The 23,120-nt window shown below is 64.3% G+C and carries 20 protein-coding genes; 11 read left to right on the top strand and 9 right to left on the bottom strand.

The genetic code is table 11. The features are described from left to right. Window positions 1-121: 121 nt before the first annotated feature. Both ABIB57_RS24715 and mscL read right to left on the bottom strand, forming a co-directional pair. Window positions 122-757 (bottom strand): response regulator transcription factor, encoded by a 636-nt coding sequence (locus ABIB57_RS24715; protein WP_354043979.1) that lies wholly within the window; start codon window positions 755-757, stop codon window positions 122-124. A gap of 277 nt (window positions 758-1,034) precedes the next feature. Then, window positions 1,035-1,472 (bottom strand): large conductance mechanosensitive channel protein MscL, encoded by a 438-nt coding sequence (mscL, locus tag ABIB57_RS24720; protein WP_354043980.1) that lies wholly within the window; start codon window positions 1,470-1,472, stop codon window positions 1,035-1,037. A 143-nt stretch (window positions 1,473-1,615) separates the two neighbouring features. Between mscL and ABIB57_RS24725 the strand changes: the two genes are divergently transcribed. Further along, window positions 1,616-3,244: an ATP-binding response regulator gene (locus tag ABIB57_RS24725; protein WP_354043981.1), complete on the top strand. Its 1,629-nt coding sequence runs from the start codon at window positions 1,616-1,618 to the stop codon at window positions 3,242-3,244. Window positions 3,245-4,199: 955 nt separating this feature from the next. Here ABIB57_RS24725 and ABIB57_RS24730 read toward each other — a convergent pair. Further along, window positions 4,200-4,871 (bottom strand): response regulator, encoded by a 672-nt coding sequence (locus ABIB57_RS24730; RefSeq protein WP_299724187.1) that lies wholly within the window; start codon window positions 4,869-4,871, stop codon window positions 4,200-4,202. Between the two features lie 216 nt (window positions 4,872-5,087). Here ABIB57_RS24730 and ABIB57_RS24735 point away from each other — a divergent pair, with 216 nt between their 5' ends. The 3 genes from ABIB57_RS24735 to ABIB57_RS24745 all read left to right on the top strand — a co-directional run bounded on the left by ABIB57_RS24735 (window position 5,088) and on the right by ABIB57_RS24745 (window position 10,425). Beyond that, complete coding sequence (locus ABIB57_RS24735) at window positions 5,088-8,549, top strand: peptidoglycan-binding protein (protein ID WP_354043983.1); 3,462 nt, start codon at window positions 5,088-5,090, stop codon at window positions 8,547-8,549. A gap of 179 nt (window positions 8,550-8,728) precedes the next feature. After that, on the top strand, window positions 8,729-9,661 hold the full coding sequence (locus tag ABIB57_RS24740; protein WP_299724191.1) for a sulfite exporter TauE/SafE family protein: 933 nt from the start codon (window positions 8,729-8,731) through the stop codon (window positions 9,659-9,661). Further along, on the top strand, window positions 9,658-10,425 hold the full coding sequence (locus tag ABIB57_RS24745) for a TIGR02186 family protein (protein ID WP_354043984.1): 768 nt from the start codon (window positions 9,658-9,660) through the stop codon (window positions 10,423-10,425). Before ABIB57_RS24740 ends, ABIB57_RS24745 begins: the two co-directional genes overlap by 4 nt. 93 nt (window positions 10,426-10,518) lie before the next feature. On the opposite strand, the gene pdeM is transcribed toward ABIB57_RS24745, so the two are convergent. Together pdeM and ABIB57_RS24755 are read right to left on the bottom strand one after the other, a co-directional pair. After that, window positions 10,519-11,226, bottom strand: coding sequence for a ligase-associated DNA damage response endonuclease PdeM (gene pdeM / locus ABIB57_RS24750; protein WP_354043985.1), 708 nt, complete (start codon window positions 11,224-11,226; stop codon window positions 10,519-10,521). A gap of 64 nt (window positions 11,227-11,290) precedes the next feature. Further along, entirely contained in the window at window positions 11,291-13,780 is a 2,490-nt protein-coding gene (locus tag ABIB57_RS24755) for a ligase-associated DNA damage response DEXH box helicase (protein WP_354043986.1), read from the bottom strand. Between the two features lie 324 nt (window positions 13,781-14,104). Between ABIB57_RS24755 and ABIB57_RS24760 the strand changes: the two genes are divergently transcribed. From ABIB57_RS24760 to ABIB57_RS24775, 4 genes are all read left to right on the top strand, one after another. After that, a complete protein-coding gene (locus ABIB57_RS24760) occupies window positions 14,105-14,398 on the top strand; it encodes a DUF6460 domain-containing protein (protein WP_299724198.1) in 294 nt (97 codons plus the stop codon). Further along, window positions 14,398-15,066 carry a nucleoside/nucleotide kinase family protein gene (locus ABIB57_RS24765; RefSeq protein ID WP_354043988.1) on the top strand — a complete coding sequence of 223 codons (669 nt, stop codon included), beginning with the start codon at window positions 14,398-14,400 and terminating at the stop codon, window positions 15,064-15,066. The genes ABIB57_RS24760 and ABIB57_RS24765 overlap by 1 nt, the downstream gene beginning before the upstream one ends. Beyond that, the gene (locus ABIB57_RS24770) at window positions 15,067-15,270 is read left to right on the top strand and encodes a hypothetical protein (protein WP_354043989.1); all 204 of its coding nucleotides are present in this window, start codon (window positions 15,067-15,069) and stop codon (window positions 15,268-15,270) included. A 286-nt stretch (window positions 15,271-15,556) separates the two neighbouring features. Continuing rightward, window positions 15,557-16,912 carry an MATE family efflux transporter gene (locus ABIB57_RS24775; RefSeq protein WP_354043991.1) on the top strand — a complete coding sequence of 452 codons (1,356 nt, stop codon included), beginning with the start codon at window positions 15,557-15,559 and terminating at the stop codon, window positions 16,910-16,912. Here ABIB57_RS24775 and ABIB57_RS24780 read toward each other — a convergent pair. Next, window positions 16,909-18,018, bottom strand: a complete 1,110-nt coding sequence (locus ABIB57_RS24780; RefSeq protein ID WP_354043992.1) for a quinone-dependent dihydroorotate dehydrogenase — start codon at window positions 18,016-18,018, stop codon at window positions 16,909-16,911. The two genes, ABIB57_RS24775 and ABIB57_RS24780, sit on opposite strands and share 4 nt — an antisense overlap. Then, window positions 18,015-18,368 (bottom strand): DUF952 domain-containing protein, encoded by a 354-nt coding sequence (locus tag ABIB57_RS24785; protein ID WP_354043994.1) that lies wholly within the window; start codon window positions 18,366-18,368, stop codon window positions 18,015-18,017. Before ABIB57_RS24785 ends, ABIB57_RS24780 begins: the two co-directional genes overlap by 4 nt. Before the next feature lie 134 nt (window positions 18,369-18,502). Here ABIB57_RS24785 and ABIB57_RS24790 point away from each other — a divergent pair, with 134 nt between their 5' ends. Both ABIB57_RS24790 and ABIB57_RS24795 read left to right on the top strand, forming a co-directional pair. Continuing rightward, window positions 18,503-19,144: a S24 family peptidase gene (locus ABIB57_RS24790; protein WP_299724208.1), complete on the top strand. Its 642-nt coding sequence runs from the start codon at window positions 18,503-18,505 to the stop codon at window positions 19,142-19,144. A gap of 46 nt (window positions 19,145-19,190) precedes the next feature. After that, the gene (locus ABIB57_RS24795) at window positions 19,191-19,574 is read left to right on the top strand and encodes a VOC family protein (protein WP_354043995.1); all 384 of its coding nucleotides are present in this window, start codon (window positions 19,191-19,193) and stop codon (window positions 19,572-19,574) included. Between the two features lie 130 nt (window positions 19,575-19,704). Here ABIB57_RS24795 and ABIB57_RS24800 read toward each other — a convergent pair whose 3' ends face one another. Then, window positions 19,705-21,363, bottom strand: coding sequence for a lysine--tRNA ligase (locus ABIB57_RS24800; protein WP_502914478.1), 1,659 nt, complete (start codon window positions 21,361-21,363; stop codon window positions 19,705-19,707). 87 nt (window positions 21,364-21,450) lie between these two features. On the opposite strand from ABIB57_RS24800, the gene ABIB57_RS24805 reads away from it, so the two are divergent. Further along, complete coding sequence (locus ABIB57_RS24805) at window positions 21,451-21,861, top strand: tellurite resistance TerB family protein (protein WP_354043998.1); 411 nt, start codon at window positions 21,451-21,453, stop codon at window positions 21,859-21,861. 172 nt (window positions 21,862-22,033) lie between these two features. Here ABIB57_RS24805 and ABIB57_RS24810 read toward each other — a convergent pair whose 3' ends face one another. Beyond that, window positions 22,034-22,843, bottom strand: coding sequence for a transporter substrate-binding domain-containing protein (locus ABIB57_RS24810; protein WP_354044000.1), 810 nt, complete (start codon window positions 22,841-22,843; stop codon window positions 22,034-22,036). Between the last annotated feature and the right edge of the window lie 277 nt (window positions 22,844-23,120).

Consider the following 23,120-nt stretch of genomic DNA (forward strand, 5'->3'; position numbering starts at 1 on the left):
AGTGGAGCATGTGCCCCGGACTCCGGCAAGCGCTGGACCGATGATCGCTTCAACTAGGCACTCGACCACAGGTCTCGTGCCTTCTTCGCTAAAATCGCTCCACCGGAGCGATTGTTTCACGCTACGACGTCAGCACGATCCGCATCAGGTCGGCGGTGTTGCGGGCGCCGAGTTTTTCCATGACGCGGGCACGGTGAACCTCGATGGTGCGCGGGGAAATACCCAGTTCGCGGCCGGCTTCCTTGTTGGATTGGCCATTGGTGATCAGTTGCAGCACTTCGCGTTCACGCGGGGTGAGTTGAGAGAAGCCGCGCACCTCGACGGCGCGGCCGCCGCCATGCATGGCGCCCAGATGCACGTCCCGCCGCAGCGCGTCGCGCACCACGGTGAGCAGATGCTCGGTATCGATCGGCTTGGTGATGACATCGGCAGCGCCAAGCTTCATCGCCGTGACCGCTGCGTCGATCTGCGGCGCCTCGGAGAGCATGAACACCGGCGTTCCGGTGCGCATGGCCTTGACCCGGCGCAGCAGCGCCAGCCCACTATCTTCGCCCAATTGCAGATTGACCACGACGACATCGGGCCGGCGGCGGGACAGGCTGGCGATGAAATGGCCAGCCTCCACCGAAAATACAGTTTGAAAGCCTTCGAGCCTGAATAAAACGCTCAGGGCCTCGCAGGTAGCGGGATCGGTATCAACAATATGGATCAGACGGTCGCGGTTCAGGAAGGAATGATAAAAAATCTCGTCGCTCATGCTGTCCTCTGCCCAGTGACATGCTTCGCTTGCGCGATCCATCTCCCGTCCCAGCATTGGGCAAAGCTCCGATAAACTACGACAGCGCTTCTGTCGCAATGAACAGTTCAGCTCCGGTGAATCGCCAAGGTAGTTTGCATTAAGTGTTCGTGCCGTCCGAGACGGACACTGCGTAGGAGCAACTACCTATGTCTGTGGGTTTATATACCCACAGAGGGCAAGTCAACGGATTTTATTCCTATTCCGTTAAGGCGCAAAACATCGATGATGCTTGCTTTCAGGCGATCGGGCGTGTCCGCAAAGCGTCACGGATTTCAGTCAGCAGCACTTCTTCGCGGCTTGGCGCCGGCGACGATTCGGTGGGTTCCTCGGCGGCCTTGCGCTTGAGCGAATTGATGGCCTTGACCACCATGAACAGCACGAAGGCGATGATGGTGAACTTGACGACCGCGTTGAGGAACAGGCCGACATTGAGCGTGGCAACGCCGGCTGCCTTGGCGGCGGCGAGCGAGACGACCGGCACGTTATCAGGATTTTTCAGCACTACGAACAGGTTCGAGAAATCGATGCCGCCCAGGATCAACCCGATCAGCGGCATAAACAGATCATCGACAATGGAGGACACGATGGCGCCGAAGGCCGCGCCGATAATCACGCCAATCGCGAGATCGATCATGTTGCCCTTGATGGCGAAGTCTCTGAATTCCTTGAACATAGCTATCCCTCACGCTCGTTGGCCCGTCCTTGCGGGCGACAGGACCAGACTTTCGTAGAATGCGACCGATTGCAATGGGTGGCGGCCTTGCGGCAGGCCGGCTGCGGGCAGATAATCGGCCAAACACGAAAAGCTCCCAGCCCATGGCCATGCCGCCTACCAGCACCGACGTCGAGCCTAGCCTGCGGCAGGCGATGGACCATATTCCGCAGGGTATTGCCATATTCGACGCCGCCTTGCGGCTGGTCACCTCCAACACGCGCTATCGTGACCTGCTGACGCTACCGGACATGCTGGTGCAGTCCGGAACGCCGCTGTTCGACATCGCGCTGTTTCTCGGTACGCGGGGCGATCTGGGTTCGGGCGATCCGGTACGGCTGGCAATCGAACGGGTCAACGTGCTGACGGCGGTGGCGGCAACGGTGACGCAGCGACTTGGCGGCGCCGGGCAAACACTGGAGTTTCATTCCAGCCGCCTGCCCGATGGGGGTCTGGTGGTCAGTTTTGCCGACGTGACCGACCGGGTTCGGGCCGAGCGGGAACTGGAACGGATGAACCTGTCGCTGGAAGGGCGGGTCGAGGAGCGTACGGCATCTCTGACGCGGGTCAATTCGGAGCTGGAAGTGGCCCGCGCCAAGGCCGATGCGGCCAATCACGACAAGACGCGTTTTCTGGCCGCCGCCAGCCATGACCTGCTGCAGCCCCTCAACGCCGCGCGGCTCTATACTTCGACGCTGATCGAGCGGGCTAAATCGACCAGTCTGGCCGAACTGGCCAATTCCATCGAGGCCTCGCTGACGGCTGTCGAGGATATCATGGGCGCACTGCTGGATATTTCGCGCATCGATAGCGGCGCGCTCAAGCCAGTGCCGGGGCCAGTCAATGCGCAGGACCTGCTGCGCAAGATCGAGGTGGAGTTCGGGCCAATGGCGCGCGAGCGTTCGATCGCGCTCAAGATCGTGGCGTCCGACGCGACGGTGCTGGTGGACCGGGCGCTGATCGGCCGCATCGTGCAGAACCTGGTGTCCAACGCCATCAAATATACGGCGCCCGGCGGCAAGGTGCTGGTGGGGCTGCGGCGGCGCGGCAATCGCATGCGGCTTGATGTGATCGACACCGGCATCGGCTTCAACAAGGACCAGCATAAACTGCTGTTCGCCGAGTTCTCCCGGCTGGAACGGGGCGCGCGCATGGCGCAGGGCCTGGGGCTGGGATTGTCGATCGTGCAGCGGCTGGTGACGGCGCTTGGACTGACGCTGGAACTGGACAGCGCCGAAGGGGTCGGCTCGCGGTTTTCGCTGTTCCTGCCGGTGACGCGGGCCTTGCGGCCGGCGCTGGAGGTGGGGCCGGTGGCCAGCGAGACCAATTTCGGCACGCTCAACCTCAAGATCCTCTGCGTCGACAACGAGCGGGCGATCCTGGAGGCAATGCAGGGCCTCTTGACCCATTGGGGCTGCGATGTGCGCACGGCTCTTTCGCTGAAGCAGATCGATCGCGAGCGGCTGCTGGAGGGCTGGTATCCCGATCTGGTGCTGATGGATTACCACCTCGACCAGACCTCAGGGCTCGATGCCATCGAATGGCTGCGCCACAACGTGGGTGGCCATTTGCCGGCGGCCCTGGTGACTGCGGATCGCAGCGCGGCCGTGCGGGCGCTTGCCGAAGATCGCGGCGTTGCCGTCGTCACCAAGCCGGTCAAGCCGGCGGCATTGCGCGCGGCGATCAGCGGATTGGCGGGGCAAAGGGTGCCGATGGGAAAGAAGCTGGCATAGGCAGTTGCGGGCTACGGGGTACAGGGTACAGGGTAAGTTGTTTGCTTGCACGCCACGGGCCTTTCTCTTCGAGCCTTGCGATTTTGGGTGCCGCATTCGGCCATGTCGTATCTGTCGATAGTCGTGCGGAGACGCCGCCGAGCTTGCGCTTGCGGTTTGTAAAGACTGCGGCATGCGGCGAGACGTGCCTCATGGTTTTGGTAGATAAGCGAGACAGCGCCTCGCCGCATGCGATGGGGTTTCTGGCCGCCCGAACGTGGCCTCCATTGTTTCAGGAGACGAACGTCGCGCTGGCCCAGGGATCGCGCGACCACGTCCCCTCCCACCAAACTCCCCACGGCCGTTCGTCGCGAACCCGCAGCTAACGTGGAGATATCGGGGGCAGGATAGCGTGGGAATTGGGGGTGGGGATAAGATTGATAGGTGGGGTGCCAACGAGACCCCCACCCGGCCTCCCCCTGGAGGGGGAGGGGAAGCAAGCAGTCGTCTCCCTCGGATGAGCGCGCCAGACCACCACATTCCCCACCCAAGGTCCTGCCCGCGGGCTTGACCCGCGGGGCACTGTCCGGTCGCACCGAATTCGGTGGCGTGGCGAGAGGCCCGCGGGTCAAGCCCGCGGGAAGGGCGGTGGGGGAGCAGATCGAGGCCAGACATAGTGGAGTGGAGTTGGTTTCAGTTGGCTCCACTCTCGCGGGGAGTTCCCCCCACCTGGCCCTCCCCTCAAGGGGGAGGGGACGATGGGGCGATGGATCTAGGCGACGCAGGCGAGAGGCCAAGCGTTGGGAGTCGATGCCCCACCGCACTCGGTCTTCCCGCGGGCTTGACCCGCGGGGCGCTGTCCGGCCGCACCGAATTCGGTGGGGTGGCGAGGGGCCCGAGGGTCAAGCCCGCGGGAAGGACGGTGGGTGGGGGAGGCTGCGAGAGTGGATGGGAGCCACGACACGGCCGGATGAAGCTAAGCCTTCTCGGCGCCAATCGAGAACAGGGCTTCGAACTGGCCTTCCTCGATGCGGGCGGCGGCGATGACGGCCTGGGTGCGGCTGTCGACGTCGAGCTTTTGCAGGATGGCCGACACGTGGGCCTTGACGGTCGCTTCCGAGATGGTCAGCTCATAGGCGATCTGCTTGTTCATCAGCCCGTCGCTGAGCATCATCAGCACGCGGACCTGCTGGGGCGTCAGGGTGGACAGGCGCCGCATCAGAGCAGTGTGCTTGTCCTCGCCCGCCAGGGTCATGCCCTCGGGGATGAAGACCTCGCCCGAGAGCACGGTTTCGATGGAGCGGCGGATTTCGGTGGGGCCGACCGATTTGTGCAGGTAGCCGGCGGCGCCGAGCTCGAAGGCGCGGCGCACCACGGTGCCGTCCTCGACCGCCGAAATGATCATCACCGGAATATCGGGGTATTGCGCGCGTAGCAGCAGCAGGCCGGAAAACCCGCGCACGCCGGGCATGTTGAGATCGAGCAGGACCAGATCGCAATCGCGATCGGCCTCCAGCGCGGCGGTCAGGCCGGCCAGATCGCCTGCCTCCTCGACCGTGACACTGGCGTCGCCACCCACCAGGGTCTGGCGCAGCGCGGCGCGGAACAGTGGGTGATCGTCAACAATGATAATGCGGCGGCGCGTCATGCGAAGGCTTCTCCCGGCGGCGTGTCGGCATACGCAGTATGCCCGATATTTGGCAGCTTGGCGGCGCAAAAGTCGATCAAATTGCACCGTTAACACCCGCGTTTGGGCATATTGCAGCGATACTTAACGGGTTCTTTACCATAAATTCCCAAGAGTGGCCCTCATACCTTCGGGCGAAGTCGCCGGGTATGCTGTTTCACACGAATGGGACTCATCATGGCCCGCGCCTTCCCCATCTCGGACAATACCGACGCTGACCAGGACCTCAATACGGGTGACTGGCAGGCGTTGCGTGGCGAACTGGTCGCCCTGCTCGATCAGGTGGAGGGGCGCTATGCCCGGACCGAGCGCGTCGATCCCGCGCTTGAGGGGCTGTCGCAGCGCGTGCGGAGCCTGCGCGACCAGGTCGGCGGTACGCCCGAGCCGTCAGCACGGCGGCGCGAGGCGCTACGCACGGTCAAGCGCGCGGTAGACCGCTTCAGCGACCGCGACGAAACCGAAGATATGATCGATGCGGATACCGACCAGCTCCGCTCGGCAATCGCCGAAATCCGCAGCCGCCAGTTTTCCGCACCCGCCGCGGCGCTGGGACGCCGGGCCACGGACATGCCCGAATTTCGCGAGCTGAACGCACTGGTCGGGGGCCTTTCGGGGCGCCTCGAAAGGCTTGAAGGCGACCTCAAGTCGCAGCGCGCCAGCAATGGCAGCGTGCGTGAAGTGGCCAACCAGGTCGAGCAATTGACCCATGTGGTGGAATTGCTGGCGGGCGCCGTAGGTGAAACCGGGCAGGTCAAGCGGCTGGAGGCCCAGATCGCGGCGCTGGCCCGCATGATCGGCGATGCGCCCAAGGTGGATCTGTCCACCATCAACAAGCGGCTCGATGACGTTTCGGCCACGGTCGGCAAGCTTGCCGAACTGCAGGCCAGCCAGATGGAACGCGAAATCGTGCGCGAGGACCGGGCCGACGCCCTGCCCGCCATGGACGAAGCGCTGGCCCCGGCGATGACTTCAATCGAAAAAAGCGTTCGCAATGTCTATGACCGGATCGACTCGATCGAAAAGAACCTGGCGCTGTCTTCGGGCGATTTCGAACGGCTGACCTCGGAAATGGCCGGCTTCACCCAGGCGATGCGCGATCGCGAAGCCATGCCCGGCACGCTGATGAGCAAGGTCGACGCGCTGGCCGATCGTATCGGCGGCTTCGAGACCGCCAATGGCGACGTGGCCGGGCTCAAGAAAGACATCCTGGCACTGCGCAATGCGGTGATGAGCGGCATGGAGCCGCGGTTCTCGCGGATCGAAAGCCAGCTTGATGCGCTATCGGAAAAGCTGGCGGCGCCGGGCAGCGATGCCGGAACCGGGCAAATCGAAAGCCAGCTCAAGCTGCTGATGTCGCGCATGGACGAAACCGGCGCACAGCTGGACGGGCTGGCCAAGCTGTATTCGACCCATGACGAGCCCGCGGCCCAGCCTGACTACAACGCCCTGGCGGCGATGGTGGCCGAACGCACCTCGCTGGCCGTGGCCAAATCCAACGCCGCGGCTCCTGCCCCGGTGATGACCGACGCTACCGTCGACGTGTTCGAAAAGCGCATGTCGGCGCTGCTGAATACCGCCGGAAAAGACACCGCCGAACGGCTGGCGCGGCTGGAAACGGCGCTGACGCAGCGCCAGGAGCGCCCGTTTGCCCGGCTTGAAGCCGCGGCCATTCCTCCGGAGCCCGACCGGCCGGCCCGGGCCGCTGCCAGCAATGCGACGCTCGATGACATGCTGCACGCGCTCGATCGTCGCAGCACCGATGTGCCGGCGCGCAGTGACGCCATGCCGGCCAATCCGGCCGACGACGCGCCGCTGACCGATCCGGGATTCAAGGATGCCGGTCCGGTACGCACGGCGCTCGAAGCCAAGAACGGGCCGCGCAAGGCTCATCCGGCGGTAACCGCAGAGGCCGTGATACCAGCGGTTTCGGCCAAGCCCATATACGATCCGAACGCGGTCGAGCGGCCGCCGCAGCCGCAGTCGAGCTTTGCCAGTGCCGGCCGCGATCCGTTCGCGCCCGAGCCGGAACGCGCTTTGGCGCAGGTGCAGGCCGAGGCTCCGCTCAACCAGACCAGCACCAGCACTTTCGTGGCCGCGGCCCGGCGGGCGCAGCGCGCCAAGCAGGATACGCAGGCCAGCGCTACCGACAACAATTCGCTGATCAGCAAGGCGCTGTCGCGCGTTATGCCGCCCCGTCCCAATGGCGATGCCCCGGTGGAGCCAACACTGGCCCCAGCCGAGGTCAAGCGGCCAAAGCCGGTCAAGGAGCCCAAAGCCGCGAAGGCCCCCAAGCAGGCCAAGCCCGCGCCCGAGCCGATGCTGGACGCCGATGGCGTCGTGATCGAGCAGCAGAGCTTCCTGGCCCGTCATCGGCGGCCCCTGCTGCTGGCGGCGGTGCTGGTTGCCACCTCGATGCTGGCGCTGAACCTGGTGTTGCAGCGCGTGGCGCCTGCCAATAGCCCGACGCCACCTCAGGCGGTCGAGAGCGTAACCGAACCGGCAGTGCCCGCGCCCGCGCCGTTGAACGCGGCGCCTGCGAGCGACACCGATAGCGGCGATTTGGGCGACGCTGGTACATCCAGCGACAGCCCGGTCGACTCCCTGGCGGTCGGCTCGATCGGCTCGCGCGTGGCGATGACGTTTGCAACGCCCGAGACCACCCCGATGCCATCGGCCTTGATGGCCAAGGGCGAAGCCGGGCAGATCACGTCAATCGAGGCGCCGGACCAAGCCGCCCCCGAAACCACCGCCAGCATTCCTGCCACCCCGGCAGCGCCGGTCACGTTCGAACTGGCGCCCGAAGCGGTCGGCCCGATCGAACTGCGGCAGGCCGCCGCCAATGGCGATGCGCGGGCGCAGTTCGAGATCGGCGCCATCTATACCGAGGGCCGCGCCCTCGCCCAGGACTACAAGGCTGCCGCGACCTGGTACGAACGGGCCGCCGCACAGGGCTTCGTGCCGGCCGAATACCGGCTGGGCAACCTCTATGAAGTGGGCAACGGGGTCGACAAGGATCTCGACATCGCCAAGCTCTGGTATCAGCGCGGCGCCGAGGCCGGCAATCGCATGGCCATGCACAATCTGGCCGCGCTCTATGCCAGTGGGCAATTGGGTGACCAGCAGTTCGAAACCGCCGCCGAGTGGTTCGAGCGGGCCGCCAATCTGGGCATGACCGACAGCCAGTTCAACCTGGGCATGCTCTATGCCCGAGGCCTGGGCGTGGACCAGAACATGGAGCAATCCTACAAGTGGTTCTCGCTGGCGGCACGCACCGGCGATGCCGATGCCAGCAAGGCCCGCGACGACATGGCCCGTTCGCTGACCGCCGACGTGGTCAAGCGCCTCAATGACGAAATCGCCGCGTGGACGTCGCAGCCGATCGACCTGGCCGCCAATTTCGCGCCGATCGGCACCTGGTCGGCGACCTTCAGTCCCGGCGATACGATCAAGACCAAGGAAGTGGTGTCCAGGGTGCAGACCGCGCTGGCCAAGCTGGGTTACGATATTGGGACGCCGGACGGGCTGGCCGGGCCGAAAACCGCCGATGCCATCAAGGCATTCGAGCGGGGAACGGGCATGACCGAGAGCGGCGCGATCAATCCGCGGCTGCTCGCAGTGCTGGGCAGTCAACCCGTTTGAATTGACGCGGCGGCGCCGGTGCGCCCGCCGTCGCGTGGCGCCTTTCGATGATGATTTGACAGCGGTATGAACCGGACGTAGGCCCTTAAAGCAATTTAAGTCTGTGGGCGTTATCCTCGTCTTCGTGGTGACGCAATGGCGGCGTAAGCCGCACTCGAACGCATTGAACGGAATAGGTCTTGCAGATTTATCTGCCGATTGCCGAGATGTCCGTAAACCTCTTCTTTCTCGTGGGGATCGGAGCGGCGGTCGGTTTTCTGTCGGGCCTGTTTGGCGTTGGCGGCGGGTTCCTGCTGACCCCCCTGCTGATCTTTTCGGGCGTGCCCACTTCGGTGGCCGTGGCCTCGGTCACGGGCCAGGTGGTGGCGGCCTCGACCTCGGGCGCGCTCAGCCATTATCGACGTGGCGGCATCGACATGCACCTGGCGATGTATCTGGTGCTATCGGGCATTATCGGGGCTTTTGGGGGCGTTGCGACGTTCGACCTGCTGCGCGATGCGGGGCAACTCGACCTGGTGATTGCCGTCGGATTCCTCGTGCTGCTGGGCTTTATCGGCGTGCTGATGCTGATCGAATCCACCCGCGCCCTGCTCAAGCGCCGCAGCGGCATCGTGGTGCGCGAGCGCTTGCCTAACCAGCATAACTGGATCCACGGCCTGCCGATGCGGGTGCGGTTCAAGAAATCCAAGCTCTATATCAGCGTGCTGCCGGTGCTGATCATCGGCCTGTTCATCGGTTTTGTCGGCTCGCTGCTGGGCATTGGCGGCGGCTTTATCATGGTGCCGGCGCTGGTCTACCTGCTGCGCGTTCCGGGCAATGTCGTCATCGGCACTTCGCTGCTGCAGGTGGTGGCGATGATGGCGGCGACCACGATCCTGCATGCCGTGCAGAGCCAGAGCGTCGATATCATGCTGGCCTTCAGCCTGATGGTGGGCGGGGTGGCGGGCGCGCAGTTCGGCGCTTCGGCCGGCAAGCAATTGCGCGGCGACCAGTTGCGCGGGCTGCTGGCGCTGCTGGTGCTGGCGGTGGCGATCCGGTTTGGGCTGACGTTGGTGCTGGCGCCGGCTGACGCCTTCAGCATGGTGGTCAGCGGCACCGGAGCGGGGTCGTGACCTGGCGGCGCTGGCTCGGCGCGCTGGCGCTGCTGGGCGGCCTGGCGACGCCGGCACTGGGCGACCGGCTGCTGTCGACCATGTCGAATGACGAGATCGAAATCACCTCGAGCTTCGACGGCGAGAAGATGACCTTTTTCGGCTCGATCGCGCCTGACGCCGGAGCCGAGCAGAAATTCGTCAATGGACCATTCCAGGTCATCGTGGTGGTGCTGGGGCCGACGGCCGACCGGACGGCGCGGCAGATGACGCATAATTTCGGCATCTGGCTCAACACCGACCAGGTGACCTTTCGCAAGTTTCCCAGCTACTTCCATGTGCTGGCAAGCGACCGGCTGGCGGACATTACCGATATCACCACGCTGACCACGCAATTCATCCTGCCGGAGTCGCACACGCTGGTGCCCAATAATGCGGGCTGGTGGAAAACGGCGGTGTTCGGACGACAACTGGTGCGGCTGATGACTGAGCAGGGCCTGTTCGGCGTCAACGAGAGCGGCGTCAACTTTCTGTCCGACAACACCTATTCGGCGCGCCTGACGCTACCGAGCAATGCCCCGCCGGGGCCCTATATCGCGCTGACCTATGTGTTCAAGGACGGTCAGATCATCGCGCGGAAGTCCGAGGGCTTCGCGGTGCGCAAGATCGGGTTCGAACGGTTTTTGGCGCTGGCCTCGGTGCAGCAGCCGTTGCTGTACGGGGTGGTGTGCGTGATCCTGGCGCTGTTTACGGGATGGCTGGGCGGGGTGCTGTTCAAGCGGTGAGGGGGGCCTTCCTCAAGCGCCGAACACGGCAAAGGCCCCCTCACCCGGCGCTACGCGCCGACCTCTCCCCCAAAGGGAGACGTGAAGGAAGGCTCAGTTCCTGATCAATCGCTTGGGGCTGACCGGATAGAGCCGGTCGCGGCCGAGCATGGTGACTTCGATGCTGGCCCAGTGGAACAGACCCACAAAAGCGGGCGACAGGATGTTGATCGAGCCGGTGGATGAGCCATAGGCGGGCAGGATCAGCAGGCGATTGTCGTGCACGAAACACGGACGGCGGCTGGCGCGACCTTCGAGATAGATGTGAGCTGCCGGGTGCAGGTGACCGGCGACGAGGTTGACGGCGCCGCGGCGGGGCTCGTGGGTCAGGGTCAAGCCGTTGAGGTCGAGATGGGGCAGGCATTGGCCGCCCAGCGCATGCGGCTTGGGATCGTGATTGCCGGAGAGCCAGAGCCATTCAGCGAGATCCGTCATGCCGTCGATCCGGGCGCGGTCGGCGTCATTGAGTGTGGTCGTGCCTTCGTCGCGGTGGAAGCTGTCGCCGAGCGAGACAACGCGCTGGGCGCCGGTAGCGCGCAGATCCGCGTCGAGGCGTTTGAGGGTGAGGCCGGTATCGTAAGGCGGCAGCATCTGGCCGCGCTTGGCGAAGGAGCTCATCTTTTCCAGATGCAGATCGGCAACCAGCAGCGTCTTCTGCGCATGCCAATAGAGCGCGCCGGAGGGCAGAGGCTGAAATACATGTCCGGCAAAGCGCAAGATCGGGGTCTCCGTGATCTCGGCTTGATATAGAGGCTGGCTCAACGGGATTCTATGGGCTCGCGCATCAACTGATCGACAGAATCCGCAATAGCTGATTCGAGCCCGATTACGAATCCCTGCCTGCGAGCGCCTCGCGCATCAGTTCATCGGCCGCGTCGGCCATGGCGCTTTCGCGGCCCTCGCCGAAGATGGGTTCCTTGCCGATATCGAGCATGACCGGGACCGCAAGCGGCGAGATGCGGTCGAGCGGCTTGTGCACGATGTGGGTGCGGATGCGGCGCAGCATGTGGCCGAGGCGTTCGATATCGAGCAGGCCCCGGGCGGCGTCGCGGCGGGTGGCCTGGATCAGGATGTGATCGGGCTCGTGCTGGTAAAGCACGTCATAGATCAGGTCTGAGGACATGGTGATCTGGCGGCCGGTCTTTTCCTTGCCGGGATGGCGGCGCTCGATCAGGCCGGAGATGATGGCGCAGTTGCGGAAGGTGCGTTTCATCAGGGCGGATTCGTCGAGCCAGTCCTCGAGATCATCGCCCAGCATATCCTCGGAGAACAGGTCATCGAGCGAGAGGCGGTCGGTGCGGATCAGGGCGGAGAGGTCGCCGAGGCCCCAGATGGCGAGGGCATATTCGGAGGCGACGAAGCCGAGCGGGCGGGCGCGGGCGCGTTCGAGGCGGCGGGTGAGCAGCATGCCGAGGGTCTGGTGCGCGAGGCGGCCTTCGAAGGGGTAGCAGACCAAGTAGTTCTGTGCGCCACGCGGGAAGGTTTCGACCAAGAGACTGTTTCGACTGGGTAAAACCGAGGCGAACTGCTGCAGGCGGAGCCAGTCGCTGACGGAGTCCGGAAGCTTTGGCCAGTCCTCGGGGGTGTCCATGATGCGGCGGACGCGTTGGGCGAGGTAGGTCGAGAGGGGAAACTTGCCGCCCATGTAGGAAGGGATTTTTGGATCGGCGGATTGGGCGCGGCTGACGTAGACTTCGTTGTCCTTCATGCCCTCGAAGGCGACGATTTCGCCGCCGAACATGAAGGTGTCGCCGATCGCCAGCGTGCCGAAGAAGTACTCTTCCATCTCGCCGAGGACGCGACCGCCACGGCCGATAGGCCCGGTTGTCTGGCCTTTTTTGAAGCTGCGGCTGCGGACGAGGCGGACCTTGACCATGGGTTCTTCGACAATGGTGCCGACATTGAGGCGGTATTGCTGGGCCACTTGCGGGTTGGCAATGCGCCACATGCCCTCGCCGGTTTTGCGAAGGCGGGCATAGCGTTCATAGGCGCGCAGCGCATAGCCGCCGGTGGCGACGAAATCGAGGATGCGGTCGAACTGGGCGCGTGGCAGGTCCTTGTATGGCCAAGCATGCTGGATTTCTTCATAGAGGTCATCGGCGAAAAACGGAGCGGCGCAGGCCATGCCCAAAATGTGTTGGGCGAGGACGTCGTAGCCGCCCTGGATCGGATCTTCGCTATCCTGCTGATTTTCGGCGACGGCTTCGAGCGCGGCTTCGCATTCGAGCACTTCGAAACGGTTGGAGGGGACCAGCATGGCCTTGGAGGGCTCATCGAGCCGATGGTTGGCGCGGCCGATGCGCTGGAGCATGCGGGAGGAGCCCTTGGGGGCGCCGACCTGGACGACGAGGTCGACATCGCCCCAGTCGATGCCCAGATCGAGGGTGGAGGTGCAGACCACGGCCTTGAGGTTGCCGGAGACCATGGCGGCCTCGACCTTGCGGCGTTGTTCGACCGAGAGCGAGCCGTGATGCAGGGCAATGGGCAGCATGTCGTCGTTGATGGCCCAGAGGCCCTGGAACAGCATTTCGGCCTGGGATCGGGTGTTGACGAAGAGCAGCGTGGTCTTGTGGTCCTTGATGGTGTCGTAGAGGGCGCGGTGGGAGTAGTTGGCGGAGTGGCCGGCCCAAGGCAGGCGCTCGTCGGTGCGCAGGATGGACAGTACCGGTTGCGCGCCGCCCTGGGCAGTCAGCAGGTGGGTGGGTGCCTGCGGCGCGGGTTGGCCGATCCAGTCGCGCAAGAGGTCCGGGCGGGCGACGGTGGCGCTGAGGGCGGTGATGCGCATGGACGGGGCGAGGACCGACAAGCGGGCGATGGCGAGCGACAGCAGGTCGCCCCGCTTGGAGGTGACGAGGGCATGCAGCTCATCGAGCACGATGCGCTTGAGCGAGCCGAACATGCGGGCGGCTTCGGGGTGGCTCAGCAACAGCGCCATCTGTTCGGGCGTGGTCAGCAGGATCTGCGGCGGATCCGTGCGCTGGCGGGCACGGCGGCTGGCGGGGGTATCGCCGGTGCGGGTCTCGACCTTGATGGGGAGCTTCATCTCCATGATGGGGATGGTGAGGTTACGCGCCACGTCGACGGCCAGCGCCTTGAGGGGCGAGATATAAAGGGTGTGAAGGCCCTCATGCTTGCCCTCGATGAGGTCGGTCAGGGTGGGGAGGAACCCGGCCAGCGTCTTGCCGGCGCCGGTGGGGGCGATCAGCAGGGCAGAGGCGCCCTGCTCCCAGGAGTTCAGCACGTCGAGCTGATGGGCGCGGGGGGACCAGCCTTTGGTGGCGAACCAATCGGCGATGATGGGGGGAAGATTGGTCACGAGACCTTGCCGGCGCAACGTGGCGCCCACTTGGCGTTACCGGGCGTTCGTCTCCTCCCCCTCGAGGGGGAGGTTGGGTGGGGGTGGGGGGAACTCAGTGTTTGGGGAAAACCCCCACCTTGATCCTCCCCCTGGAAGGGGGAGGTGTCGACTGAACTGGTTCGCCAAGGGACAGTCGTCCCTCTTGAGGGAACCCGGCTGCCGGGGCTGTGCGAGAGACTAGATGAAGATTGGCTCAAGGAAACGGGCACCGAACTCTTCTGCAAATCATCAAAGAGCCTATATGATCGTCTTCAACACACAAGGCGGCACGGAGGTTCACCTATGAGCGAGCAGATGACGGAACGCGAGCGGCCATCGAAGCTGGAACGGTTGCTGGGCGACCGACCGGGCGCGGTGGTCGTGCGGCTGGTGCTGATCTCGCTGGTGGTGGGGTTCTTGATGTCGGTGTTCGGCCTCAACCCGCAAAGCCTGCTCAATGCGGCAATCGATCTGGTGCGTGATGCGTTCCGCGACAGCACGGGCCTGCTGCGCAGCGTCGCAGGCTATGTGATTGCCGGAGCGGCGATCGTCGTGCCGATCTGGATCGTGATGCGTCTGACGTCGCGGCGGCGCTGATGCCGCAGCGTCTGGAACTGACGCCGCAGCAGGCTTTATCGCGGCTGGTCAGCCATATCCTGCAGATGGAAAGCGCGGCTGGCCATCGCATCGCTATCGGCATTGCGGGTGGGCCGGGGGCCGGCAAATCGACGCTGGCGGCGGAGCTGGTGACCATGCTCAACGCCACCAAGCCGGGCAGCGCGGCGCTGGTGCCGATGGACGGTTTTCACATGCGGCACGCCAAGCTGGAAGCGCTGGGCACGGTCGATTTCAAGGGCGCGCCGCATACCTTCGAGGGCGCCGAGTTCGTCAGTTTCCTGCACCGGCTCAAGCACGCCAATTCGGCGGTGATGGGGCCGGGCTATTCGCGTCAGATCGAGGATGTGGTCGACAATGCCTTCACGGTGCTGCCCGATGTGCGGGTGCTGATCGTGGAGGGCAATTATCTGTTGCTGACCGACGGGCCATGGGCGGGGGTCAAGCCGCTGCTGGATTACGCGGTGTTCATCGATGCGGATCGCGAGACGGTCAAGGCGCGGCTGCTGAAGCGCCACGCCGAGGCCGGGCTGTTTACCGAAGAACGCAACCGCGCCCATATCGAACGGACGGATATGCCGAATTTTGATCTGGTGAGCGCATCAAAGGGGCGCGCCGATGTGGTGATCGCCCTGGCTGTGGAGGGCTGAATGCAGCACTGGCTGGTGGCGCTGGCGATCATTGTGGGTTCGGTGATCGTAGGTGGTGCGGTGATGGCGCGACCGTCCGAGTTCGGGCAGTGCGTGGGCGTGATTTCGAGCGATATCGAGCGCGCCAATCCTACCGCAACGCTTGATCCGCGCGATGTCGAAGTGCAGGCGGCGAAGATTTGCGCGGGATATGAGGGGACGTAGGCGCCGGACGTCCAGCGAGGCGCATCGCATCTGACAAGCCACTGGGCGCAATGCTTCAGTCGGCACCTCCCCCTTGCAGGGGGAGGATCAAGGTGGGGGCTTCTTCTACCAGATTTGGGCTCTCCAACCCCCACCCAGCCTCCCCCTCGAAGGGGGAGGAGCCGTTCAGTGGCCCTCACAAGGTGGTGCCACTGCCCTGCGCGATGGCCTTCCCGCAATGCCTGTCTTCGCGGAAACGACGTAGTGGGTTAGACAGAACGTTCGTTCCTCCGCAAGAATCATAGCCATGGCCATCTCCGATCCCGCGCGCCCGCAATATCCGTTTCAGGTGCGCCACACCGACGTGTGGAAAATCGCCCTGCCCGCTTCGATCGCCTTCATCACCGAGCCGCTGGTTGGGCTGGTGGATATTACGGTGATCGGCCGGCTCGGCGATGCTGCCCTGCTGGGTGGGCTGGTGCTGGGCGCGCTGGTGTTCGACGTGATTTTCTCGATGGCGTATTTCCTGCGTATCGGCACTGCGGGACTGACGGCGCAATCGGTGGGCGCGCGCGATCCGCGGGACGGCCTGTTGCACTTTGCGCGGGCGCTGGTGCTGGCGGTGGGCATTGGCATGGCGATGATCGCGCTGAGCTGGCCCATCCTGTGGGCGGCCAATAGCCTGCTGGCGCCGGAGCCGGGAGTCGCAGCGGCTTTGGGGGATTATTTCCGCTATCGCATCTGGTCGGCGCCGTTCGCGCTGATCAACTATGCGCTGCTCGGCTGGTTTTATGGCAGGGCGGCCGCAACCACCGGCATGATGCTGCAAATGCTGCTGCACGGTATCGATATTCTGGCGAGCATCTGGTTCGTCTATGGGCTGGGTTGGGGCGTGCCCGGCGCGGCTTTAGGCACAGTGCTGGGGCAAGGGATCGCGGCGCTGGTAGGCCTGTGGCTGGTGGCGCGGCACTATGGCGGGCTGGCCGCCATGGCGCGGTTGATCAAGCCGGGCGAACTGCTCGATGCGACCGGGCTCAGGCGTATGTTCGGATTGAGCCGCGACCTGATGATCCGCTCGCTGGCGCTGATGGGCGCCTATGCGTGGTTCGCCGCGCAAGGCTCGCGCATGGGCGAGGTGGCGCTATCGGCCAATGCGCTGCTGCTGAATCTGTTGATGGTGATCGCCTATTTTCTCGATGGCATCGCGCAGGCGGCAGAGCAATTGACCGGCAAGGCGGTGGGCGCCAATTGGCGGCCGGCCTTCAACCAGGCTTATGGGCTGAGTCTGTTGTGGGGCCTGATCCTATCGGGTGGGCTGGCCGTGGCGTGGTATGTGGGCGGGCCCACTGTGCTGGGGTTCATGACCACCAATGAGGCGGTGCGGCAGGAGGCGATGAACTATCTGTGGATCGCTTCGCTATGCGCGCTGATCTTCATGCCGGCTTTTGTGTTTGACGGGATTTTGGTGGGGACCACGCTGAACGCGGTGATGCGCGACGGCATGGTGATTTCGCTGGTGGTGTTCCTGATTGCCGCGCTGGTCCTGCAGCCGCTGTTTGGCAATGTGGGGCTATGGGCGTCGCTGCATGTGTGGTTCATCGCGCGCGGGCTGATTTATTGGTGGGGGCTGGAGCGGAAGAAGGCGGGGCTGTTTACAGCCTAACCGAGGGTGCGGCCCGCTGCCCAATCCGCCGTGTGGCTGCCGACGAGTTGGCTGATATTGGTTTTGCCTTCAGCGCGTACCGCGGCGGTGAGGCCGCGCTTGATGCGATCGAGCAGGTCGAGCCCGCCAAAGACCAGCGCCGAATAGAGCTGGATGGCATTGGCGCCGGCCTGGATTTTGGCCACCGCGCTTTGCGGCGAATGAATGCCGCCCACGCCGATAATGGGCAAGTCGCCGACGCGCAGGCGGGTTTGCGCCAGGCGCTGGGTGGCGAGGTCGAACAAGGGTTTGCCGGAGAGACCGCCGGTTTCGGCTGCATTCTCCATGCCGGCGACGGTATCGCGGGTAATGGTGGTGTTGGAGACGATGAGGCCATCGAGGTCGGTGGCGAGGATGACGGCCGCAATGGCGTCGAGGGCGGCTTCGTCGAGGTCCGGCGCGATCTTGAGGAAGACGGGCACGCGGGTTTTGGCCTTGGCGCGGGCGTAAAGCACATCGCCGAGCAGGCGGCGCAGGGCTTCGTCGCCCTGCAGGTTGCGCAGGCCGGGCGTATTGGGCGAAGAGATGTTGACCGTCAGGTAATCGGCCAGATCGGCGAAGCGGTTGACGCCCAACACGTAGTCGGCGACGAAATCCTCGCTGTCCTTGTTGGCGCCGATATTGACGCCGAGGGCGGCGGGAATGCGCTGGCCCTTGAGCCGGGCGAAGGCAGCGTCATGGCCCTCATTGTTGAAGCCCATGCGGTTGATGACACCTTGCGCGGCACTGATGCGGAACAGGCGCGGCTTGGCATTGCCGGACTGGGGGCGCGGGGTGACGGTGCCGATTTCGACCAGGCCGAAACCCATTTGCGCCAGCGGGCGGGGGACTTCGGCATTCTTGTCGAACCCGGCGGCCATGCCCACGGGATTGGGCAGGTCGAGACCGCAGAGCGCGGTGCGCAATTCGGATGCGTCGGGGTGGGACTGATGCGGCGCTAGGCCCAGGCGCAGTGCGGTGATGGTGGCGCCGTGGGCGGTTTCGGCATCCATTTTCAGCAGGGCAGTCTGGCTGAGGCCCTGCACCAATGGCAGGCGCAGCAGGGGCGAGAGCGGCGCGAAGATCATTGCACCGCCTCGGGCAGTACGCAGGAGCCATCGGCGGCGACACTGACCGGCGCTTCCCAGGCGACGGCGGAGAGGGGCAGAGCGCCATAGTAGTGGGGGAAAAGCTGGCCGCCGCGAGAGGGCTCCCAGACCAGCTTGTCGCCCAGATTGACGCTGCGCACCGCGAGGAGGACGAGGCCGGATTGGCCGGCGAAATGCAGGCGCAGGGTTTCGGCCAATTGGGGGGCGGTGGACAGGTGCAGATAGCCGTCCTTGGCATCAATGGGCATGCCGGGGAAGCTGGCTGTGCCGCGCGAGGGGGCGTAGATGGCCTCGGTGGCAATCTTGTAAATCAGGTCTAAATTGGTCATGCGCGGACCCTAGCGACGGGTTGGTGGGTGCGCAAGCGGACAGTCGGAGAGCGGGCTTTACAAGGGGGGTCGATGGGACTAAATAGGATATAATTCCGTATATAAGATTGATTTCCTGTTCGGATTATCCGGTCATGCTGTCACATAGAGCCATTTGGGATGGTATCGACGCACTGGCGCGGCGGCAGGGTCACTCCGTGTCGGCGCTGGCCAAGCTCGCTGGGCTGGACGCGACAGCGTTCAATGTCTCCAAGCGCGTCAGCAAGGATGGGCGAGAGCGCTGGCCGTCGACGGAGAGTATTTCCAAGATTCTCGATGCCACGGGGGAGAGCTTTGACAGTTTTCTCAACGGCACCGGGGCGTTCATGCAAATTTCCGATGCGCCGAGCATGCGTACGGTGCCGCTGCTGGGGCTAGCGCAGGCCGGGTCCGGTGGGTTTTTCGACAGCGCGGGGTTTCCCGTTGGGCAGGGCTGGGACGAGGTGGCGCTGCCGACGCCGGGCGAGGCGGGGATTTATGCGCTGGAAATCCACGGCGATTCGATGGAGCCGCTGTATCGCGAGGGGGACCGCGTGGTGGTATCTCCGACCCAGCAGGTGCGGCGTGGGGATCGGGTCGTGGTCAAGACGCGCGATGGCGAGGTGATGGCCAAGATTTTGGCGCGCCAGAGTGCCAAGCAGATCGAACTGCATTCGCTCAACCCCGCCTATGAGCCGCGGATGTTGGAGATGAACGAGATCGAATGGATCGCGCGGATTATCTGGGCGAGTCAGTGAGCACAATTGCCGCGACTGGCCGTGCCGATGTGACTGCGGGGGACAAATGATCAATCACACGGGAATCAACGTCACGGATGTGGCGCGCTCCAGGGTATTTTACGACGCGGTTTTGGCCACATTGGGAATAGGCGCGAAGCTGGACCTAGGGAACGCCATTGGATTTGGCCGGGCCGAGGCACAAAAGGGCGATGATCCGGGCGGCGCATTCTGGATCTCGCGCGGAACCCCTCACGAGCCTCGCGTGCATATGGCTTTCACCGCAATGAGCCGCGAGGAAGTGATCTCGTTCCACGCGGCCGCCTTGGGAAACGGGGGGCGCGACAATGGCGCTCCCGGCTTGCGGCCGCAGTATCATCCAGACTATTTCGCGGCCTTCGTGCTGGATCCGGACGGCTACAATATCGAAGCGGTCTTCCACGGATCCTAGCAGCGGGCGGGGCGGATCGACGTGTGAATTTCGGCGCGGTGAAAGCGCAGGCCGTCTTGGCGCGCTGTCGATACCATCCAAGCCAGCCATTCCGCCTGTGCGGTAAATGACCGGCCTGGGTTAGCGGACTTTACTCGGCCTTGAGCAGCTTCCCGGCCAGGGCCGTGTCGATCAGCTTGCGGGTTTCGGCGACGCCGTAAAGGGCGATGAAGGAGCCGAAGCGGGGACCTTGGGTCTGGCCGAGAAGGACTTCGTAGATGGCGCCGAACCAGGCGCGAAGGGGATCAAAGTTGTGGGCTTTGCCGACTTCGAAGACCAGGTTCTGCAGCATTTCGGCGTCGGTCGAGCCCTCGTGGGCGGCGAGCTGGTCGGCGAGGTCCTGCAGGGCGGCGCGTTCCTGATCGGTGGGGGCGCGGTAGATCTTGGTGGGCTTCACCTTGTCGTTGAAATAGCGCACCGCATAGCCGGCGAGGCTATCGATCTCGGGATGGGTCTTGGCGGTTGCGCCCTTGAGGTAGCGCGAGATGAAGCCCCAGAGCACGGTCGTGTCTTCAGCATTGGCCGTGGAGACGAGGTTGAGCAGCAGGGCGAAGCTCAGCGGCACGTCGGGGTTGGGCACGGCGCCGAAGTGGACGTGGAAGGCCGGGTTCTCCAGCCGCTCGGCCGGGGTTTGGGCGTGGTAGCTGGAGACGAAGCTGTAGTAGTCGTCGACCGCGCGCGGGATGACGTCGAAGTGCAGGCGCTTGGCGGCGCGGGGCTTGCCGAACATGTAGAGGCCCAGGCTCGACGGGGCCGCATAAGTCAGCCACTCGTCGATGGTCAGGCCATTGCCCTTGGACTTGGAAATCTTCTGGCCGCCCTCATCGAGGAACAGCTCGTAGTTGAAGCCTTCGGGCGGGTTGCCACCGAGCGCGGTGACGATGCGGCTGGCGAGCTTGACGCTGTCGATCAGGTCCTTGCCGGCCATTTCATAATCAACGCCGAGCGCGAACCAGCGCAGAGCCCAATCGGGCTTCCACTGGCACTTGACGGCGCCGCCGGTGACCGCGGTTTCGTACTTCTCGCCATCGGCAGGGTCGATATAGACGATCGTGCCGGCCTTGGCGTTGATCTCGACCATCGGCACTTGCAGCACATTGCCATTGACCTTGGAGATCGGCAGGAAGGGCGAATAGGTGGCGCGGCGGTCGGGCCCGAGGCTGGGGAGCATGATGTCCATGACGGCGTCATAAACGGACAGCATGCGCAGCAAGGCTTCGTCGAACTTGCCCGAAGTGTAGTAATCGGTCGAGGAAGCGAATTCGTAGTTGAAATTGAAGCCATCGAGGAAGGCGCGCAGGCGTGCGTTATTGGCCGCGCCGAAGGACGGATATTCGTTGCTGAACGGATCGGGCACGCGGGTCAGTGGCTTGCCAAGGAAGCTGGCCATCATCTCCTGATTGGGCACGTTGCCGGGCACCTTGCGGAAGCCGTCCATGTCATCGGAAAAGGCCAAGAGGCGCGTCGGGATTTCATCGCGGGTCAGCAGGCGAAACGCCGTGCGCACCATGGTGGTGCGGGCGACTTCGCCGAAGGTGCCGATATGGGGCAGGCCCGAGGGGCCGTAGCCGGTCTCGAACAGGACCTCGGTCTTGCCGGTTTTCTCCAGGCGCGCGACCAGCTTTTTGGCTTCCTCAAACGGCCAGGCGCGGGCAGTTTGGGCAGCGTCGAAAAACGCAGGATCGAGAGCGGGGAGCGGAGCAGACAAGGGACAGCCCTTTCGAGGTAAGGTGAAGCTGGTGTGTTGCATTTGGGGGGCCGGGCGTCAATGTTGGGGACGCTTGCCAAATGGCGTAGTGCGCCTATGTATCGGCCTTGATCCAAGGGGAATTGCCTTATGTCCACCGCCGCCCACGATGCGCTGATCCAGCTAATGGTCGTTGCCGCCTCATCCGACGACGCCATGACCGACCGCGAATTGCGCCGTATCGAAACGCTGGTGGGGCGGTTGCCGGTGTTCGAGGGGTTTGATCGGGACCGGCTTGGGGCCGTGGCCAACGACTGCGTCGACAAGCTGAATGGCGACGGGCTGGACCAATTGGTGGATGACGCCATCGCGGCGCTGCCAAAGAAATTGCAGGACACGGCCTATTCGCTGGTGGTGGAGATTACCGCGGTGGATCTGCAATTGACGCAAGAGGAATTGCGGTTTCTCGAACTGATGCGCGACAAGATGGATCTGGATCGGCTGGTGACGGCGGCAATCGAGACGGCGGCGCGGGCACGGCATCGCCGGATGCCGGGGTAGGATTGGCAACGCCCCACTGAGCCAGCCCCATTCTCGATCCTTCCCCCCGACTTGATCCGGGGGCCTTTCAGAACGGGTGCGGAGTTGAGAGTGGCCCGCGGATCAAGTCCGCGGGAAGGACGGTGGGTGTGGAGAGATTGTGCTCTGATGGGAGGGCTGGGAGCGGCAGCTTTCAGTAAAACCCGACCGGGAACCAGCGCAAATACAGCTCGTCGAGCGTGCCCTTGTTCTTGAGCTTGATGAGAGCCCAGTCGATGACCTGGCGCACGGCGTCGTGGCCGGCGGGGACGGCGATGGAGAGGCCTTCGCCGAACAGGTCGGGGCGGAAATAGGGTTCGCCCGCAAAGCCGCAGCAGCTCAGGTTTTCGTTGAGCCAGAACGAGGCGCGCATGGCGTCGCCGAAGAAGGCCTCGGCCTGATTGTTTTGCACGGCGGCGAGGGCTTCGACTTCGCTGGGGAAGCCCGCGATGGTCACGTTGGGCAGGTAGCGCTTGAGGAATTCCTCGTGACGCGAGCCGGTGCGGACGGAGACGGTTTTGCCCTTGAGAGCGGCGGTCGAGAAGGCCGCGATATCGCCGGCGCGGGTGACGAAGCGGCCAGGCAGAGCCAGGTAAATGCTGGAAAAATCGAACTTGGCGCCGTTTTGCGCCGACATGTCGAGGCCCGCGATCAAGGCATCGCCCTGATTGTCGGCGAGGGCGTTTGACACCTGCTCCCACGGCCAGGCCTGCACGGTGCAGGCAACGTTGACCTCGGTGCAGATGCGGCGCGCCAGATCGATATTGAAGCCGATCAGCTCGCCCCCGGCATCGCGAAAATTGAAAGGCGGGAAATCGGCGGTGGTGAGGAAGCGGATGGCCGGGACCGGTGCGAGATTGGGCAGGATTTCGCGGGCGCTGGGATCGGCGTGGTAGGGGATGGGCTGGGCGGAGGCGGGGATGATGCCCGCAAGCAGGGCAAACAGAACGACGATCAAACGCATGGGCCGCACGCCATTGCCTTGGATGAGAACAGCGTTCTTATGGCCGAGTTTGGCCGGGTTGGCGAGGCCGCACTTCACCTCTCCCTTTGGGGGAGAGGTCGACCCTCTTGGGGCGGGTGAGGGGGCCTTCCGCGGGCACCTTCACCCCGGTAAGGGGCCCCCCCCCCCCCCCGGCCGCCCCCCCCCCCCCCCCCCGGGGGGGGGGGGGGGGGGGCCCCCCCCCCCGCCTTAAAGGTAACAACCCCACAAAAAAAAACCCCCCAAAAAAAACCACGGG

This window comes from Devosia sp. UYZn731 (genome assembly GCF_040546795.1).
Taxonomy (GTDB): Bacteria; Pseudomonadota; Alphaproteobacteria; order Rhizobiales; family Devosiaceae; genus Devosia.

What these genes read in the sequence shown, in the direction of transcription:
- ABIB57_RS24715 (WP_354043979.1), bottom strand. Translation starts at nt 757, where the DNA reads ATGAGCGACGAGATTTTTTATCATTCCTTCCTGAACCGCGACCGTCTG.
- mscL (WP_354043980.1), bottom strand. Translation starts at nt 1,472, where the DNA reads ATGTTCAAGGAATTCAGAGACTTCGCCATCAAGGGCAACATGATCGAT.
- ABIB57_RS24725 (WP_354043981.1), top strand. Translation starts at nt 1,616, where the DNA reads ATGGCCATGCCGCCTACCAGCACCGACGTCGAGCCTAGCCTGCGGCAG.
- ABIB57_RS24730 (WP_299724187.1), bottom strand. Translation starts at nt 4,871, where the DNA reads ATGACGCGCCGCCGCATTATCATTGTTGACGATCACCCACTGTTCCGC.
- ABIB57_RS24735 (WP_354043983.1), top strand. Translation starts at nt 5,088, where the DNA reads ATGGCCCGCGCCTTCCCCATCTCGGACAATACCGACGCTGACCAGGAC.
- ABIB57_RS24760 (WP_299724198.1), top strand. Translation starts at nt 14,105, where the DNA reads ATGAGCGAGCAGATGACGGAACGCGAGCGGCCATCGAAGCTGGAACGG.
- ABIB57_RS24765 (WP_354043988.1), top strand. Translation starts at nt 14,398, where the DNA reads ATGCCGCAGCGTCTGGAACTGACGCCGCAGCAGGCTTTATCGCGGCTG.
- ABIB57_RS24770 (WP_354043989.1), top strand. Translation starts at nt 15,067, where the DNA reads ATGCAGCACTGGCTGGTGGCGCTGGCGATCATTGTGGGTTCGGTGATC.
- ABIB57_RS24775 (WP_354043991.1), top strand. Translation starts at nt 15,557, where the DNA reads ATGGCCATCTCCGATCCCGCGCGCCCGCAATATCCGTTTCAGGTGCGC.
- ABIB57_RS24780 (WP_354043992.1), bottom strand. Translation starts at nt 18,018, where the DNA reads ATGATCTTCGCGCCGCTCTCGCCCCTGCTGCGCCTGCCATTGGTGCAG.
- ABIB57_RS24785 (WP_354043994.1), bottom strand. Translation starts at nt 18,368, where the DNA reads ATGACCAATTTAGACCTGATTTACAAGATTGCCACCGAGGCCATCTAC.
- ABIB57_RS24790 (WP_299724208.1), top strand. Translation starts at nt 18,503, where the DNA reads ATGCTGTCACATAGAGCCATTTGGGATGGTATCGACGCACTGGCGCGG.
- ABIB57_RS24795 (WP_354043995.1), top strand. Translation starts at nt 19,191, where the DNA reads ATGATCAATCACACGGGAATCAACGTCACGGATGTGGCGCGCTCCAGG.
- ABIB57_RS24800 (WP_502914478.1), bottom strand. Translation starts at nt 21,363, where the DNA reads ATGCAACACACCAGCTTCACCTTACCTCGAAAGGGCTGTCCCTTGTCT.
- ABIB57_RS24805 (WP_354043998.1), top strand. Translation starts at nt 21,451, where the DNA reads ATGTCCACCGCCGCCCACGATGCGCTGATCCAGCTAATGGTCGTTGCC.
- ABIB57_RS24810 (WP_354044000.1), bottom strand. Translation starts at nt 22,843, where the DNA reads ATGCGTTTGATCGTCGTTCTGTTTGCCCTGCTTGCGGGCATCATCCCC.